Genomic DNA, 14,482 nt, shown 5'->3' with positions numbered 1-14,482 from the left:
AATTGATGAAGCTACCATGGTTCTCCTATTGGAGGATCATAGTAGCTTCATCACCTAAAAAACAAACCGATCCGCCAGCTGTCGGATCATGAAATAATTGTATACGGATGAAAAAAGATCAATCCCGAATAATCAGAGAACAGGCACCTCGTTCCGCTACAAGAGAACACTCTGTCCCACTTTATTTGACCTCAAGCTTTATATTTGACAACGCAGAGCAAGGTCGAGCTATTTTTGCAGAAGAAGAGGAAGGGATGGTTTATTCTCGTTATGCTAATCCAAATACTTCGGAATTTATAAACAGGGTATGCGCACTGGAGTCTGCCGAATCCGGATTAGCTTTTTCTTCTGGAATGGCTGCCGTTTTTGCTTCCTTTGCAGCATTCGTTGAAAATGGCGATCATATTGTATCCAGCCGGGCGATTTTTGGTTCCACACATCAGTTATTGACCCAGCTATTACCAAGATGGGGAGTCACAACAACTTATGTAGATAGTGCAGACATTAGCGTATGGGAAAATGCAATACAACCCAACACAAAAATACTTTTTCTGGAATCACCTTCTAACCCAGGGCTCGAGTTATATGATTTAGAGCAACTAGGTACACTAAAAGCAAAGTATCCAAATATCATTTTCTCGATAGATAATTGCTTTGCCACGCCGTATCTTCAAAAACCCTTAAAATATGGTTTTGATCTCTCCATACATTCAGCGACCAAATACATGGATGGACAAGGACGCGTATTAGGTGGGGTAATTGTTGGAAACACGACGTTAATGAATAAACTCATGTTCTTTATCCGTCACACAGGACCAGCAATGTCGCCTTTCAATGCATGGGTATTGTCCAAAAGTCTAGAAACCTTAGGTCTCCGTATGGATAGACATTGTTCTAATGCATTGGCTGTAGCGGAGGTTCTGGAAAAGCACCCTGAAATAGAAACGGTAAAGTATCCATTTCTGCCATCTCACCCGCAATACACATTGGCACAAAAACAGATGAAAGCAGGTGGCGGTATCGTCACTTTTGAAGTGAAGGGAGGCAAAGAACGTGCCTTTGAATTTATTGACGCTTTGGAAATGATCTTGTACACGTCGAACTTAGGCGACTCAAGGACCATTGCGACGCACCCTGGCTCAACAACACATTCTAAACTAACAGAAGCAGAACGCGAGAATTTAGGAATTAAGCCTGGCACTATCCGTCTCTCTGTTGGACTCGAAGACAAAGAAGACATTATCGAAGATATTCTACAGGCGATAAGTAAATCGCTGATAAAATAAAAGGCATGATGATCCACCAATTGGTGGATCATCATGCCTTTTATTTTATATTGGTTAATCTGCTCTTTTTGAAAAATTAAAAACAAGATGTCCTTTTGAACCGTTATCCAAAGGGATTGGCATTTTCAACACCATCGATTCTTGGTCTGCAAAAGATAAACCTAATCTATATCCACTCGTCACGTTTGCAGCCTTATCACCTGCGTATAACTTTTTGAATTGAAATTCTGGTTCACCCCCCATTTTCCCTGGATCATAGATAGACCAGATAATAGTACGGACAGCACCATCTGCACACAGTGTACCTGATGAATTAAATGATATACTTCCTCTATAATTACCTCCCGGCAAATGCCACACACTGCCGATAAAACATTCAACAGGAGCTTCGTCGAAAATATTTTTGATCGTATATGAATCTGGTATATCTTGACGAGTCACCGAATTTAAAACCCAGGTCCCCTTAACTCCCGAGCGCCATTGCGAAGCAGATGGTCCGGTTGATGCAGTCGCAGAAGAACCATTATTGACGTTTGATGCTCCTTTTTTCTGAGCTCCACATGAAGTGACCAACATAATCACTGTAAAAAGTGACAACAGGGAAAGAATACGTTTACGCATAATATAATTATTAAGTAATCTATGATGTATATTTGCAAAGATATAAAACTTGATATCTTAATCAGCGATGGCATCCAAAAATCATACCATAAGTAGAATAGTAGCTAAAACTTTAGTTCGCTTACTTATTATTATCCTAGCATTTTCCATTTATCTCTATTTTGCAAAGGGAGAACAAATGGCTTCTACTGTACATTTTGAGAACATGTGGTCTATAGCATTCCCGATTGTATTGTTTATAATCGTATTTGTGCTTCTATTCCTTGTCTTGAAACACAAATTTATACATGGTGATGTCAATTGGCTATTTTCACTTTCCTGTATCTTTTTAATAGTCTATCTTATTTTACTATATTTTAGAATTTATCCGCTATTATAAAGAGAACCAATACTAATTATAAAAATCAAAAAGTGATTTTACATGAAGAATAAGAACGCACAAAATGTTGCAAAGAATATATTTAAAATTATAGTAACGTCCGGCGCGCTATATTGGGTTTCAAGGAAAATTGATTTCCATGAACTTAAAAAGGCTTTGATAGACTGTGACTGGTGGTATCTTTTCCTGGCAATATGCAGTTATTCAATCTCTATTTTGATAGCCTCATCTAGATTAAATTCCTTTTTTAAAACCATAAAATTAAATCTAAGTGAGCGATACAATCTTAGATTATACCAGCTAGGGCTTTTATATAATTTTTTCTTACCAGGCGGAATCGGTGGAGATGGGTACAAGATCTATTTCTTAAAGAAAGCACATCAAATAAAGGGGAGAAAGTTACTAAGTGCAATCTTTTTCGATCGTCTTAGCGGCCTTTGGGCACTCGCTGTCATTATCTGTGCGTTGATAGTTTTCATGCCCAGATTAGCAATCCCCAATTACGTTACGATTACAGCTGCATTTGTAGGCACCGGAAGTTATTATTTCTTTTTACATTCCTTTTTTAAAGATTTTGCTAGGAGATTCCTCCAAACACACGTTAAGGCTTTAGCTGCTCAGGGATTTCAAGTCATTACAGCGATTCTTATATTATACTCGCTTAATTTTGACGGCAAATTCTCACCTTACCTACTTATATTTCTGGTTTCTTCCTTGGTTGCCATTATCCCTTCTATTGGAGGCGGAGTTGGATTGCGCGAACTCGTATTTATTTACGGAACTGGATATTTTCAAATAGAACAACATACAGGCGTATTATTAAGCTTGTTTTTTTATATTATTTCACTAGTTGTTGCCTGCTCAGGAATATACTATATCATCAGGCCACAACGATTAGGTGCTGACAGGCTACCTTCCGCAGCGGAAGTGGAAAAAGAAATTGACAAAGAAACTTTAGAAGAAAACGCATAATGGCAAATATTATAATTACAGGTGCCAGTAGTGGTATCGGCTTTGAAGCGGTACTAGACCTCACTGCAAAAAAAGAAAATAATGTAATCGCACTGGCTCGATCTGCAGATAAATTGCGTAAGCTGCATGAAATTGCTTCGTCTTTAAATCACGACGGTGGGAAACTATACCCTGCACAATTTGACATTGTGTATGATAATTACCCCGAGTCTTTGGTTCCATTTATAAAATCGAAGTTTGAAAAAGTCGACATACTAATCAATAATGCTGGAGCATTAATTAACAAACCATTTTTAGAGAGTTCTGCCGAAGACTTTGCGCAAATGCTGCAGAGCAATTTATTGGGACATATAAATATGATCAAACATGTTGTCCCTTTGATGACCGATGGGGGGCATATTGTAAATATCAGTAGCATGGGTGGTTTTCAAGGATCTGCAAAATTCCCAGGCTTGAGCGCTTATTCTACCAGCAAAGCAGCACTCGCTGTATTGACAGAGTGTCTTGCAGAAGAGTTTAAAGAAAAAGGGATTAAGGTTAATTGTCTTGCATTGGGTTCTTCACAAACGGAGATGTTTGAAGCAGCCTTCCCTGATGCTGAAGCTGGAACCTTAGCTTTTGAAATGGGACGTTATGTAGCTGAATTTGCCCAAAATGGCGCAAAATACTATAATGGAAAAATACTCCCGGTAGCAAATACAACACCATAAAAAAGGAGCTTTAAAAGCTCCTTTTTATTTTACAATCCCTTTATCCAGGTTGCTATATCCTGCAATACCTGTATATTCATCGTTTCTTCTATCTCAACATATTCATCCACACGACCGGTTTTAGCTTTTTGAAAAAGATGATTCAGCCCGTCGTATTCTTTTAATACATTTTTCTTATTTGGCGGCAACAGGTCGAATAAACTCTTCAGGTTTACGTCCGCAGGTACTTGCACATCCAAGGACCCAAATGCTGCAAAAACAGGTACATTGATCTTGCTTATATATTTTTCAGGTTCTATACGAAGGAAATAACGGTAAGCAGGCGCCAGCATAGTCATTAATTCTGTTCGCATTTGGGCATTTTGCTGATTTTCAGATGTAATACCCAAATTCTTCATTAATGTCTCATAGGCAGTTCTTGTATCTAAATCTCCCTTCACCACTTCAAAGTTCTTTATATTGATCTGTTTGGCTACTTCAAGATTCAAATCGGACATCCCATTCGCCTTTCCTATCGCATACAATTGTGCAACCATAAGATCGTCAATAGCAATTGCGGGTCCCGCAAGAGAAACTATAAAAGACAAATCAGGCAATCGCTGCCCCGCAAGTAATTGTGCGATCAGCCCGCCTTCACTGTGACCTATAATGCCTATCTTTTGAATATCAACTTGCTTTTGCCTTTTCAAAAATGCCAGTGCCGCAATAGCATCTTTACTAAAATTTTCAATCGTACTTGTCTCAAACACTCCTGTACTCTTTCCTACCCCACGATCATCATAACGTAATACTACAATCCCTTGCTTCGTCAAATAATCGGCTAACACCTTGAATGGTTCATGTCCAAAAAGCGCCTCATTTCTATTTTGCGGCCCAGATCCTGTCAACAACACAACAGCTGGATAACGCCCATTTTTCTTGGGAAAAGTCAGCGTACCCGCTAGTGCTATTTTATCATAGTCATTTTTAATTTCCACATCCAATGTATCGTAGCCATAAGGAGGTTTGGGCTCCTGTGGACGCTTAAATGCTTTTATTGCTTTATCATTTCCATTTTTGCGAACAAGGATAAGTGGCAATTCAGCCCCATTTTGTGCAAAGGTAGTTTTAATACTATCAGGGCCACACAATCTCCCCATAACCTTTATCCCGCCTTGCAGCTGGACAAAAATAGAATCCCCCTTGACGTCCACGTCGCCGGGAATTCCACGAACCCCCTGTTTGGGACTATCTGCAGTTACTTTCCACTGACCATCGGACTGCTGTAAATTCAAAATAAAAGGTAACGTGGCACTTCCAAAACGAAGTTCTCCTTGCCAACTACCCTCATAAGTCTGCGAAAAACCTATGCAAGACTGAAAAAATAGAATGCATAAAACAACAATTCTCTTCATTAATTTATTGATATATATTTAAAAACTGTAATGCGGTATTCCAAATAAGAACTAACAGAACTATCACAATAGTATCCGACTGCTTTTTACTATTTATTGCAATTTTCATTCCTTTTACCAATAACGTAAAAAAAAGAACCAGACATCCGATAGAGAACGCGCCAAAAACCACCATCAAAAGTACTTTATCCTTGGGAAGTGCAGTAGGATTGTCTATATGTTCCAAAACTAAAAACTCCATTGATTTCAAGAAATCCGCGACAATAGGGGTCACGGAAACCAGAAGCAACAGAAACATGGCAATGTGCGCAATTAATACGGTATTTAATACATCTACAAATCGTGTTTTGGAAAATTTCAAGATAGCAAAAAGGTACAGTAACAGCGCATTGCTAAGTACAGTCACACTTAAATTATAAAGAGAGATATACCAAAGCTTCGGTTTTGCGTTTACAATCTTTAAGGCTCCCAGCATCAATATATCGTTGTAATTAGTTATACAAACGCTCAACATGAAACAGAAAAGTCCAATCAGAAGTAACTTCTTCTCTGAATTGTTCACAAAAGGATTCAAAATATCCATCATCTTTTTTATAATAGCGCTATATTTAAACATTTAAATCATTGATTTTCATAATCAAATCATCTAACCGATTACGGACGGTAGGATAGCTTTTTCCCAACTTACCCGCCATCTCTTTTATACTACCCGAACTCAACAAAAACTCCATGACAAAATCTTGTTCTTCTTTATCAAGCTGCATTAATACAGGTAGTTCATAAACGCCGGAAACTTCCGTATTACAGGTAGAACAAGTTAATTTGGCGACTTTCAGCCTTTCTTCACAACTGGGACAACGTATAGGTAACTTCATCGGGACAAAACAAACAATTCAAAAATAAATATAATCAAATCAAAAATAAACATTATTAAAAATAAATTTAAATAAATTAAAAAAACAATCAAAACATCCGTTAAATAAAAATTTAAAGAGGCGCAGTACAGTTCCCAAGCTACAGTATAATATTGCATATAAGCACTAATTTATCTAAGTTTGCTGCTTTACTTTTTGTATGAAAAAAATTATTGGATATTTCCTCACACCTATTTTTTATCTCTGTTTTTCGGTGCTCCTTTTAATCTTCCATCCTATTCAATGGCTATGCCTTAAACTAGGTGGTTATTCAGCGCATAAAAAGAGTGTTGATATTTTGAATTTTTTCCTTACAGCTTGCAATTATACTTTATTCAATAACGTACGATTCACCGGTCAGGAGAAACTGCCCACAGATATACCGATTATCTTTGTTGCCAATCATCAGAGTATGTTCGATATACCAGCCATGATTTATCATTTGAGGAAACACCATGCAAAGTTTATTTCAAAGATTGAGCTTGCACAAGCTGGAATTCCGAGTATTTCCTTCAACTTGCTCCACGGAGGAGCAGCCAATATCGACCGAAAAGACTCCAAACAGTCTATTTCTGAAATATTGAAGTTAGCGAACAATATGAAACAGAAAAATTGGTCAGCAGTGATATTTCCAGAAGGTACTCGTACCAAGAACGGCAAAATGAAAAGTTTTTCTATAGGAGGGATTGCGACTTTGTTAAAGAAAAACCCACATGCACTAGTCGTGCCGATAGCGATTAGGGGTTCTTATAAGATGGTTCAATACGGCATGTTCCCTTTGCAACCATTCATTAACATCTCTTGGGAAGTATTACCTCCCGTCCAAACAGAAGGGCTGACAGCAGAAGAGATCGTTAAAAAAGCAGAAGATATAATCAGGGAAAAGGTAGAAAACTAATTCACCTGTCTCCCTTTCCAATCGTATTTACCAGAATTACCTGCGATACCAATGTATACGATATAGAAACTATGAACAATCGATAACATCGGAACAAACTTTAACAGGTCCCTTCTCCCCATGAAAGAGGTGATTGGCACCATAAAAATAAATTCCACAATAATCTTTAGCCCAAAAGCTGTCAGAAGAATCCAATTAAATTCGGGTAGACGCAAGAAAAAAAGAAGCAATGACACCAAAAGGGCTAAATTGAAAGCCCAGATACTAACCCCTAGTGCTACAACCTTCTTGTCCTTATATTTCGTACTCTTTGAAGCCCAACGTTTCCGTTGACTAATAAAAGACTTCAAATCAGGTTTAGCATCGGTATATACAATTGCTTCTTTAGATTTACAAAAGCCTATACGGTCTGCATATTTTGCAGCCACTTTATGTAAGAAAAGCTCGTCATCCCCAGAAGCTAGATTCTCTATACCTTTAAATCCGTCCATTTCATAGAAAACAGATTTTCTATAGGCAAGATTTGCTCCGTTACAAGTGGTTGGAGAGCTGTTACCGATGCCCGCTGCTCCCAAACCAATGAGGTACATAAATTCCAACGTTTGTAATTCCTCGAAATGGGTCTTTTCTTCGGAATACATCACCGGGGATGACACCAAGTAACTTTTGTTCGTCTCGAAATACTGCGCTACTGTTTTTAACCAGTTTTTTCCCATCCTACAATCCGCATCTGTCGTCACAATGATATCACCCGTAGACATTTCTATAGCCTTAGTAATAGCATATTTTTTGTAGGAATTCAGCTTGTCTCCAACAGAAAGCTGCAAGAGCTTGACGCCCCTATCCGAATATGACCTTACGATGTCCGCTGTACGATCAACAGAATGATCATCAACAATAATAAGTTCTAAATTTCCCCTTGGAAAATTCTGATTTAATACACAATCTATAGTCCGCGCAATATTTTCCTCCTCGTTTCGTGCAGCAATCAGTACAGAAATTTTTTCCTGAACTAATTTATTTGACTCAAAAAAAGAGATACGCGACCAGCCTTTACGCATGTAAAGAACGAGAGAGACATAGATGATAGCACAAAAAACGAGAGCGGAATTAAGAATTATTATCACTTAAATAATTAACATTCAGTACAAAAAAAGAACCAATAATTGCGGGCAAAATCAAATTAACAAACCAGATGCAAGAAACGATGGCCATCACCGCGATTTCTTGCGTGGTCACATAACCATACAAATTGCTAGCGACAAAACTACGGACACTGAAGTCAAATATATCCAATGACGGTACAGCTGCCTGCACAAAGAAAAGAATAAAAATCATTAAAATCATAGACACCAATGGTATTTCCGGCAAAATCACCATCATGAGAATCACATATTGTGAAGTAAAAATAATAAACCTCGCCAAAGAGAGAAGCAGAACATAAAGAAGATCCCTGAAACGAACATCTTTAAGTACAGAAAAAAATGGACTTACCTTACGTAGCCATTTTACCCGAGCGACGAGCTGATCGACCCAATGTACATTGAAATACAACAAAAGAAATACAAAAGCATAAATTATGGCAATCATCCATACCGCAAAGATTACAGAAGTCGGCGCATCTATAAAAACGCTAATAAACCATGCGATACTTAGCGCTCCAAAAAAACTGGTCAAAACCAATTGCGCAAATAGCCCTACTCCCATTAGCACTGCTCCCTGAGCGCGATTCTTTGGTTCTAACAGTAATACACGCCCCCCGTACTCACCTATTCTATTGGGTGTAAATATAGCCCAGGTCAAACCACAGAACACCGATTGAATGGCCTTCCAATAGCTTAACTGTTCCAGACCTCGACTCAAATATCGCCATTTCACAACCTCTAAAAACCAGTTGCACAACATAAAAAAAACAACCACACAAAGGGTTATGTACATGGTTGTGGCAGGGATACTCTTCAGTAATGATGTAAATTCAAACAGGTTTTGTTGGTTGCTGACCTTGCTAATGATAAACCATATTGCTAGACCGACAATACCAAACTTGATGCCGTAATTAATATATTTTCGTTGTCCTTTTGTCAATTCAAAAAATTAGAAAGCACAATTTTAAGCATATTTTACGTAAACACGTCAATACTCGGTAAAAGATAGTGAGCAATTACGTAATTTTGAGGTATGCAAAAAGAAAAAGCCAAAGAACGAGTTATCTTAGGGATAGATCCCGGAACAATCGTGTTAGGCTATGGGATAATAAAAGAAGTAGGTAAAAAAATAACATTGGAGTCCCTTGGGGTTATAAAAATGGGACATCTCGATGACCACGGACTTAAATTACAACGTATATTTAAAAAAACATTAGCTCTGATTCAAGAATACAAACCTGACTGTGTAGCATTGGAAGCCCCATTTTACGGAAAGAATATCCAAGTAATGCTCAAGCTCGGCAGGGCACAAGGTGTAGCAATGGCTGCTGCACTGAGCCAGGATATACCCATTTTTGAATATGCTCCACGAAAAATAAAACAATCTGTAACAGGAAACGGAAGTGCCAGCAAAGAACAAGTCGCTGCTATGTTGCAAAACTTATTAGGCTTCAAAGAAACGCCTGAGTTTCTAGATGCTACCGACGGTCTTGCGGTAGCTGTCTGTCATTCTTTTCAACAAAATAGCAGTACAGGCAATAAAAGTTATTCCGATTGGTCGGCATTTATAAAAGATAATAAAGATCGAATACGCTAGAGCTGTACCTGCCGGATTACATTCTTAACATTCAGTTCTACAATATCTGTCATACTCTCACACTTAAAGTAACTTTCATTTGCATAATACTTAGCGTACCCTTCTCTTAATTGATGAATATTCTCCGTACTGGAGAGTTGTTGAGATTGTGAAGCGTCTCTTAAATCCTTTATGCGGTGCCTTTCGCTACGAACGCGGTGTACGATGGAAGAACGCTCTTCTTGCTGATATTGCAGCACCGTTCTATCATTTAGATATTCTATACATAACTTGACATACGGAAAGTTTTCTTTAAAAAACTGAGGCATATATACTTTTGGATTGCCTTCGTAAAATTGCTGATCGAAGTCGATCGCTCTTATGCGAAACTGGAAATCATCAAAATCGGGTGTTATCTGCATGACAAAATTGTAAGCCCTCATATCGCCTAACAAAGAGATGATACAACGCTCATTAAACTTGACAAACTCCTTTGCTATGCGGGTTTGATTATAATCAGGTGTCAGAATCCGATCTTTGCTAAAGACATCCCCAGGAATACCTACGATATGCTCTTCGACAAGTGTGTCGCGATCGTATACATAGTTGACTTGATTTGGAGATAAGATTTCTTCCAATTCAAGACCGTAAATTCGAGAAGCATCAGCTTGTTTTATATAAAAGTAATCATACACGTCATTAAGTCTATTAACGATACGTATCCGGAATGGTTTTGTATTTCCGAAAGCGCAGTACTCAATTCGATCAATGATTTTATGTTCTACAATACGGGTATTTCCCGAAGCCTTAAGTACAGCATACACAACTTTAAGACCTTCATATAGCTGATCCTGAAGATGGGGGGGATATAAAGGCGTCTCCCAAAAGGTATCATTCCCATACTTATCCATCACGGGAACTGTCTCTTGAAAATGCAGCAAATCATAGTACGAGATAGGTAGCCTGGCTTCCCGTTGATACATTTTCAAGTATTTTAATAGCCCCTGTCCAACAGAAAACAGCGGTTTCTTTCTCGAAATCTTTACGTCGTCAATCTCCATAAACAGCTACTTAAATCTTTAATTTTTATAAAGATAAATAAAAGAGTGAGCCTATAGAAATGGATATATTATTAAAATATTACAAAATACAATTCATTTTTTTTAAAAAATAAAAATACAATATGATTTTTTGTTATTAATTTTGAAAAAAATTGAAGTTAAAAAAAACAGCTTTTTATAAATCTATTTTTTTCAACTATCTTATGGGTATGGGAAAAGCTATAGAAAGTCTTCATAATACATTTAAACACACGATAACAATAAAACAAAAGCATAAATTTACACTTTATGGAAAAAAACTATTCAAATTACGATTTAGATAATCTTGACGTTCAGATTTTATCCATTTTAATGGAAGATGCATCCATTCCTTACACAGAAATAGCAAAAAAACTCATTGTCTCCGGTGGAACTATTCATGTCCGAATGAAAAAAATGGAGGAATTGGGTATTATACACGGCTCTAACTTAATCATTAACCCTCAAAAAGTCGGTTTTGATATAACAGCTTTTTTAGGCATTTATCTCGAAAAAGGCTCTCAGTATGTCGATGCAGTAGAACAACTTAAACAAGTAAAAGAGGTTGTAGAATTACACTACTGTACCGGTCAATACAGTATGTTTGCTAAAATAATCTGTAAAGATACCGCACATCTTCGTAAGGTACTTAATGAAGATATACAGGGACTTAAGGGGATCCAGCGGACAGAAACCATTATCTCTTTAGAAGAAAGTATTAAGAGACAAATCACCTTATAATAACAATAGCTTATGGCAGATCGCAACCAACCATCTGCCATAAGTTAAAATGCTTGCACTAGCCAGCTAAAAGCCATAATTGATATCACACATGAAGGTTTTTTCGTAACTTCGCATCGTATGTCTGATATTATTCAATTACTTCCAGATTCCGTTGCCAATCAGATCGCAGCTGGTGAAGTGGTTCAGAGACCCGCTTCGGCAGTGAAAGAACTTATAGAAAATGCTATTGATGCTGGAGCAGATAGAATTAAGCTTATTGTTAAAGATGCGGGAAAAACATTAATTCAGGTCATAGACAATGGCTGTGGAATGAGTATAACTGATGCCCGTCTGTGTTTTGAACGCCACGCTACCAGTAAGATCCGAAAAGCGGAAGATCTTTTTGCAATTCGCACAATGGGCTTTCGGGGCGAAGCTATGGCCTCAATTGCCGCGATAGCACAAGTAGAATTAAAGACCAAACGTGTAGAGGACGAACTAGGTACCATCGTGAATATTGAAGGATCAAAAGTTATTGATCAACATCCTGAAGCTCTTCCCTCTGGAACTAGCATCGCAATAAAAAATTTATTTTATAACATCCCGGCCCGCCGAAACTTTCTGAAAAGTAATTCTGTTGAAATGCGTCATATAATAGATGAATTTCAGCGCATATCACTAGCTAATCCAAGCCTATTTTTTAGTCTCCACAGCGATAATAATGAGATCTTTCATCTGTCACCAGGAAGCTTAAAACAGCGAATTGTTCACCTATTTGGCAATAACTACAATCAAAAACTAGTCCCAGTAGAAGAGGAAACAAGTATTATCAATATTCAAGGATTTATTGGAAAACCAGAATACGCAAAAAAAACAAGGGGCGAACAATTTTTCTTTGTCAACAAAAGATTCATCAAGGATCATTATTTGAATCATGCTATAATGAATGCCTATGAGGAGGTGTTGACAGCTGATAGTTTCCCGCTTTATGTCTTGTTTATTGAAATAGATCCAGCAAAGATTGATATCAACGTACACCCCACAAAAACGGAGATCAAATATGAGGATGAAAAAGCTATATATGCCATCCTACGTTCTGCAGTCAAACGTTCTTTGGGCAGATATAATATAGCGCCTTCACTTGATTTTAACCAAGAGACCAGCTTTAGTAACCTGATTTCAGCCAAGCCTCTCGACGAAATCCAAGCGCCAACGATATCATTCAATCCTAACTTCAATCCATTTGAAGGAGGAAGTGAACCTTCTACGTTGTCTAAAACTTCCCGGGCAGAAAGTTATTCCAAGGGTCTAGAGAAAAAAATCGGGATACCTCAAAATTGGGATACCTTGTACCAAATTGCTGAACAAGAAGATCCTATTCAACTACCGCTCCTTCCAGCAGAACCCGATACCGATGAGGTATTTCAATCCAACAGTGACAACAAGAAGGTCTTTTTTCAATTACACAACAGGTATATTCTTTCTCAAATTCACTCGGGTTTTATGCTTATCGATCAACAAGCAGCCCACGAACGGATCTTATTTGAACAGTACAAGGAACATTTGGAAAACAACAAAGGTTCAAGCCAACAAAGTCTTTTTCCGAGTACCCTTGAGCTTTCGGCTTCTGATTTCGCGTTAATGGGCGAACTTCTACCTGAGCTTCAGACATTAGGCTTTCAGTTACGACCATTCGGAAAGACAACATACATCATCGATGGAATTCCAGCTGACCTTGGAACTAACGTTAATGAAGCTAAAATTGTCGATCAATTGTTGGAGGATTACAAAAACAATGCCTCACAACTTACCCTTACAAAAAGAGAGAACCTAGCGAGGAGCTTAGCTAAAAATGCCGCGATCAAACCGGGCACACCACTAGATAACGAATCTATATCCGATTTGATCGATGCACTATTTGCATGTGAAAGTCCTAATATTTCTATACATGGAAAACCTACAATTGTGACTATCACGTTGCAGGAATTGATGGAAAAATTCAACAAAATTTAAAGAAAGCATAGATGAATAACTTACTTGATAACCTTACGCCAGTAGTCAAAAACCTACTAATTATAAATATCATATGCTTCATAGGTTCATTAATTTTTGAACCCGCAACCAGATGGTTTGGTGTGTACTATCCCGACTCTCCATTCTTCCACGTATGGCAACCTATCACCTATATGTTTATGCATGGTGGGTTTAGCCATATTTTCTTTAACATGTTTGCATTGGTTATGTTTGGCCCAATTATCGAACGCATGTTTGGATCAAAACGTTTCTTAAATTATTATCTTATCTGTGCTTTAGGTGCATTAGTTCTTCAGTACGGAGTACAGGCTGTAGAGGTACAACAGATAACAGGAAATATGAGAGCGAGCACCTTTCTTAATTTTGACTTTGCACAAGACCGTGTATCTACTTCTTTACCTCTTACCAAAGACAAATTTGACACCTTAATCTCTATCTATGGAACACCCATGGTAGGTGCTTCCGGCGCAATATTCGGATTATTACTTGCGTTTGCCTACTTATTCCCGAATATGCCTTTGTATTTCATGTTTATACCGGTACCCATAAAGGCAAAATATTTTGTCGGCGCTTATATTCTTATAGAAGTTTATCTTGGCTTCAACAATTCAGGTTCTTCGATAGCCCATCTAGCCCATGTTGGTGGAGCATTATTTGGCTATATATTGATCAAAGCATGGAAGATAAAAAAGGGTTATTATTAGCGAATGGTGATGCTTCAAGGATAAAGGGCATATAACATAAATAAAAT

Annotated in this window: 15 protein-coding genes; 8 read left to right on the top strand and 7 right to left on the bottom strand. The window is 37.8% G+C overall.

Features of this window, described 5'->3' with window-relative positions:
* Window positions 1-107 precede the first annotated feature (107 nt).
* Window positions 108-1,286 (top strand): trans-sulfuration enzyme family protein, encoded by a 1,179-nt coding sequence (locus tag G7B20_RS11280; RefSeq protein WP_164111319.1) that lies wholly within the window; start codon window positions 108-110, stop codon window positions 1,284-1,286.
* 54 nt (window positions 1,287-1,340) lie between these two features.
* Here the strand turns inward: G7B20_RS11280 and G7B20_RS11275 are convergent, their stop codons facing one another.
* Window positions 1,341-1,907 carry a hypothetical protein gene (locus G7B20_RS11275; protein ID WP_164111317.1) on the bottom strand — a complete coding sequence of 189 codons (567 nt, stop codon included), beginning with the start codon at window positions 1,905-1,907 and terminating at the stop codon, window positions 1,341-1,343.
* Between the two features lie 421 nt (window positions 1,908-2,328).
* On the opposite strand from G7B20_RS11275, the gene G7B20_RS11270 reads away from it, so the two are divergent.
* Together G7B20_RS11270 and G7B20_RS11265 are read left to right on the top strand one after the other, a co-directional pair.
* Window positions 2,329-3,258: a lysylphosphatidylglycerol synthase transmembrane domain-containing protein gene (locus G7B20_RS11270; protein WP_164111315.1), complete on the top strand. Its 930-nt coding sequence runs from the start codon at window positions 2,329-2,331 to the stop codon at window positions 3,256-3,258.
* Window positions 3,258-3,968, top strand: coding sequence for an SDR family NAD(P)-dependent oxidoreductase (locus G7B20_RS11265; RefSeq protein ID WP_164111313.1), 711 nt, complete (start codon window positions 3,258-3,260; stop codon window positions 3,966-3,968). The genes G7B20_RS11270 and G7B20_RS11265 overlap by 1 nt, the downstream gene beginning before the upstream one ends.
* 29 nt (window positions 3,969-3,997) lie before the next feature.
* Here the strand turns inward: G7B20_RS11265 and G7B20_RS11260 are convergent, their stop codons facing one another.
* Genes G7B20_RS11260 through G7B20_RS11250 form a run of 3 tightly spaced genes read right to left on the bottom strand, consistent with a single transcriptional unit; the run spans window position 3,998 to window position 6,237 of the window.
* The gene (locus tag G7B20_RS11260) at window positions 3,998-5,362 is read right to left on the bottom strand and encodes an alpha/beta hydrolase family protein (protein ID WP_164111311.1); all 1,365 of its coding nucleotides are present in this window, start codon (window positions 5,360-5,362) and stop codon (window positions 3,998-4,000) included.
* Window positions 5,363-5,366: 4 nt separating this feature from the next.
* A complete protein-coding gene (locus G7B20_RS11255) occupies window positions 5,367-5,978 on the bottom strand; it encodes a hypothetical protein (protein WP_164111309.1) in 612 nt (203 codons plus the stop codon).
* Window positions 5,971-6,237: a DUF2089 family protein gene (locus G7B20_RS11250; RefSeq protein WP_164111307.1), complete on the bottom strand. Its 267-nt coding sequence runs from the start codon at window positions 6,235-6,237 to the stop codon at window positions 5,971-5,973. The genes G7B20_RS11255 and G7B20_RS11250 overlap by 8 nt, the downstream gene beginning before the upstream one ends.
* Before the next feature lie 199 nt (window positions 6,238-6,436).
* On the opposite strand from G7B20_RS11250, the gene G7B20_RS11245 reads away from it, so the two are divergent.
* Window positions 6,437-7,174, top strand: coding sequence for a 1-acyl-sn-glycerol-3-phosphate acyltransferase (locus G7B20_RS11245; RefSeq protein ID WP_164111305.1), 738 nt, complete (start codon window positions 6,437-6,439; stop codon window positions 7,172-7,174).
* Here the strand turns inward: G7B20_RS11245 and G7B20_RS11240 are convergent.
* Together G7B20_RS11240 and G7B20_RS11235 are read right to left on the bottom strand one after the other, a co-directional pair.
* Window positions 7,171-8,235 carry a glycosyltransferase family 2 protein gene (locus G7B20_RS11240; protein WP_164111303.1) on the bottom strand — a complete coding sequence of 355 codons (1,065 nt, stop codon included), beginning with the start codon at window positions 8,233-8,235 and terminating at the stop codon, window positions 7,171-7,173. The genes G7B20_RS11245 and G7B20_RS11240 overlap by 4 nt on opposite strands.
* A 49-nt stretch (window positions 8,236-8,284) precedes the next feature.
* A complete protein-coding gene (locus G7B20_RS11235) occupies window positions 8,285-9,259 on the bottom strand; it encodes a lysylphosphatidylglycerol synthase domain-containing protein (protein WP_164111301.1) in 975 nt (324 codons plus the stop codon).
* A 93-nt stretch (window positions 9,260-9,352) separates the two neighbouring features.
* On the opposite strand from G7B20_RS11235, the gene ruvC reads away from it, so the two are divergent.
* Window positions 9,353-9,916: a crossover junction endodeoxyribonuclease RuvC gene (ruvC, locus tag G7B20_RS11230; RefSeq protein WP_164111299.1), complete on the top strand. Its 564-nt coding sequence runs from the start codon at window positions 9,353-9,355 to the stop codon at window positions 9,914-9,916.
* Here ruvC and G7B20_RS11225 read toward each other — a convergent pair.
* A complete protein-coding gene (locus G7B20_RS11225; RefSeq protein ID WP_164111297.1) occupies window positions 9,913-10,956 on the bottom strand; it encodes a hypothetical protein in 1,044 nt (347 codons plus the stop codon). The genes ruvC and G7B20_RS11225 overlap by 4 nt on opposite strands.
* A 288-nt stretch (window positions 10,957-11,244) precedes the next feature.
* Between G7B20_RS11225 and G7B20_RS11220 the strand changes: the two genes are divergently transcribed.
* The 3 genes from G7B20_RS11220 to G7B20_RS11210 all read left to right on the top strand — a co-directional run bounded on the left by G7B20_RS11220 (window position 11,245) and on the right by G7B20_RS11210 (window position 14,435).
* Window positions 11,245-11,715, top strand: a complete 471-nt coding sequence (locus G7B20_RS11220) for an Lrp/AsnC ligand binding domain-containing protein (RefSeq protein ID WP_164111295.1) — start codon at window positions 11,245-11,247, stop codon at window positions 11,713-11,715.
* 120 nt (window positions 11,716-11,835) lie between these two features.
* Entirely contained in the window at window positions 11,836-13,710 is a 1,875-nt protein-coding gene (mutL, locus tag G7B20_RS11215) for a DNA mismatch repair endonuclease MutL (RefSeq protein ID WP_164111293.1), read from the top strand.
* An 11-nt stretch (window positions 13,711-13,721) separates the two neighbouring features.
* On the top strand, window positions 13,722-14,435 hold the full coding sequence (locus G7B20_RS11210) for a rhomboid family intramembrane serine protease (RefSeq protein WP_164111291.1): 714 nt from the start codon (window positions 13,722-13,724) through the stop codon (window positions 14,433-14,435).
* The last annotated feature ends 47 nt before the right edge of the window (window positions 14,436-14,482 follow it).

Origin of the sequence: Sphingobacterium sp. xlx-96, assembly GCF_011007365.1 — a bacterium.
Lineage (GTDB): Bacteria > Bacteroidota > Bacteroidia > Sphingobacteriales > Sphingobacteriaceae > Sphingobacterium > Sphingobacterium luzhongxinii.
Note: the sequence above shows the minus strand (reverse complement) of the source record. Positions and strands in the feature narration are given on the sequence as shown.

Excerpts from the sequence above, each read along its gene's own strand:
- G7B20_RS11280 (WP_164111319.1), top strand. The coding sequence starts at position 108 with ATGAAAAAAGATCAATCCCGAATAATCAGAGAACAGGCACCTCGTTCC.
- G7B20_RS11275 (WP_164111317.1), bottom strand. The coding sequence starts at position 1,907 with ATGCGTAAACGTATTCTTTCCCTGTTGTCACTTTTTACAGTGATTATG.
- G7B20_RS11270 (WP_164111315.1), top strand. The coding sequence starts at position 2,329 with ATGAAGAATAAGAACGCACAAAATGTTGCAAAGAATATATTTAAAATT.
- G7B20_RS11265 (WP_164111313.1), top strand. The coding sequence starts at position 3,258 with ATGGCAAATATTATAATTACAGGTGCCAGTAGTGGTATCGGCTTTGAA.
- G7B20_RS11260 (WP_164111311.1), bottom strand. The coding sequence starts at position 5,362 with ATGAAGAGAATTGTTGTTTTATGCATTCTATTTTTTCAGTCTTGCATA.
- G7B20_RS11255 (WP_164111309.1), bottom strand. The coding sequence starts at position 5,978 with ATGTTTAAATATAGCGCTATTATAAAAAAGATGATGGATATTTTGAAT.
- G7B20_RS11250 (WP_164111307.1), bottom strand. The coding sequence starts at position 6,237 with ATGAAGTTACCTATACGTTGTCCCAGTTGTGAAGAAAGGCTGAAAGTC.
- G7B20_RS11245 (WP_164111305.1), top strand. The coding sequence starts at position 6,437 with ATGAAAAAAATTATTGGATATTTCCTCACACCTATTTTTTATCTCTGT.
- G7B20_RS11240 (WP_164111303.1), bottom strand. The coding sequence starts at position 8,235 with ATGCGTAAAGGCTGGTCGCGTATCTCTTTTTTTGAGTCAAATAAATTA.
- ruvC (WP_164111299.1), top strand. The coding sequence starts at position 9,353 with ATGCAAAAAGAAAAAGCCAAAGAACGAGTTATCTTAGGGATAGATCCC.
- G7B20_RS11225 (WP_164111297.1), bottom strand. The coding sequence starts at position 10,956 with ATGGAGATTGACGACGTAAAGATTTCGAGAAAGAAACCGCTGTTTTCT.
- G7B20_RS11220 (WP_164111295.1), top strand. The coding sequence starts at position 11,245 with ATGGAAAAAAACTATTCAAATTACGATTTAGATAATCTTGACGTTCAG.
- mutL (WP_164111293.1), top strand. The coding sequence starts at position 11,836 with ATGTCTGATATTATTCAATTACTTCCAGATTCCGTTGCCAATCAGATC.
- G7B20_RS11210 (WP_164111291.1), top strand. The coding sequence starts at position 13,722 with ATGAATAACTTACTTGATAACCTTACGCCAGTAGTCAAAAACCTACTA.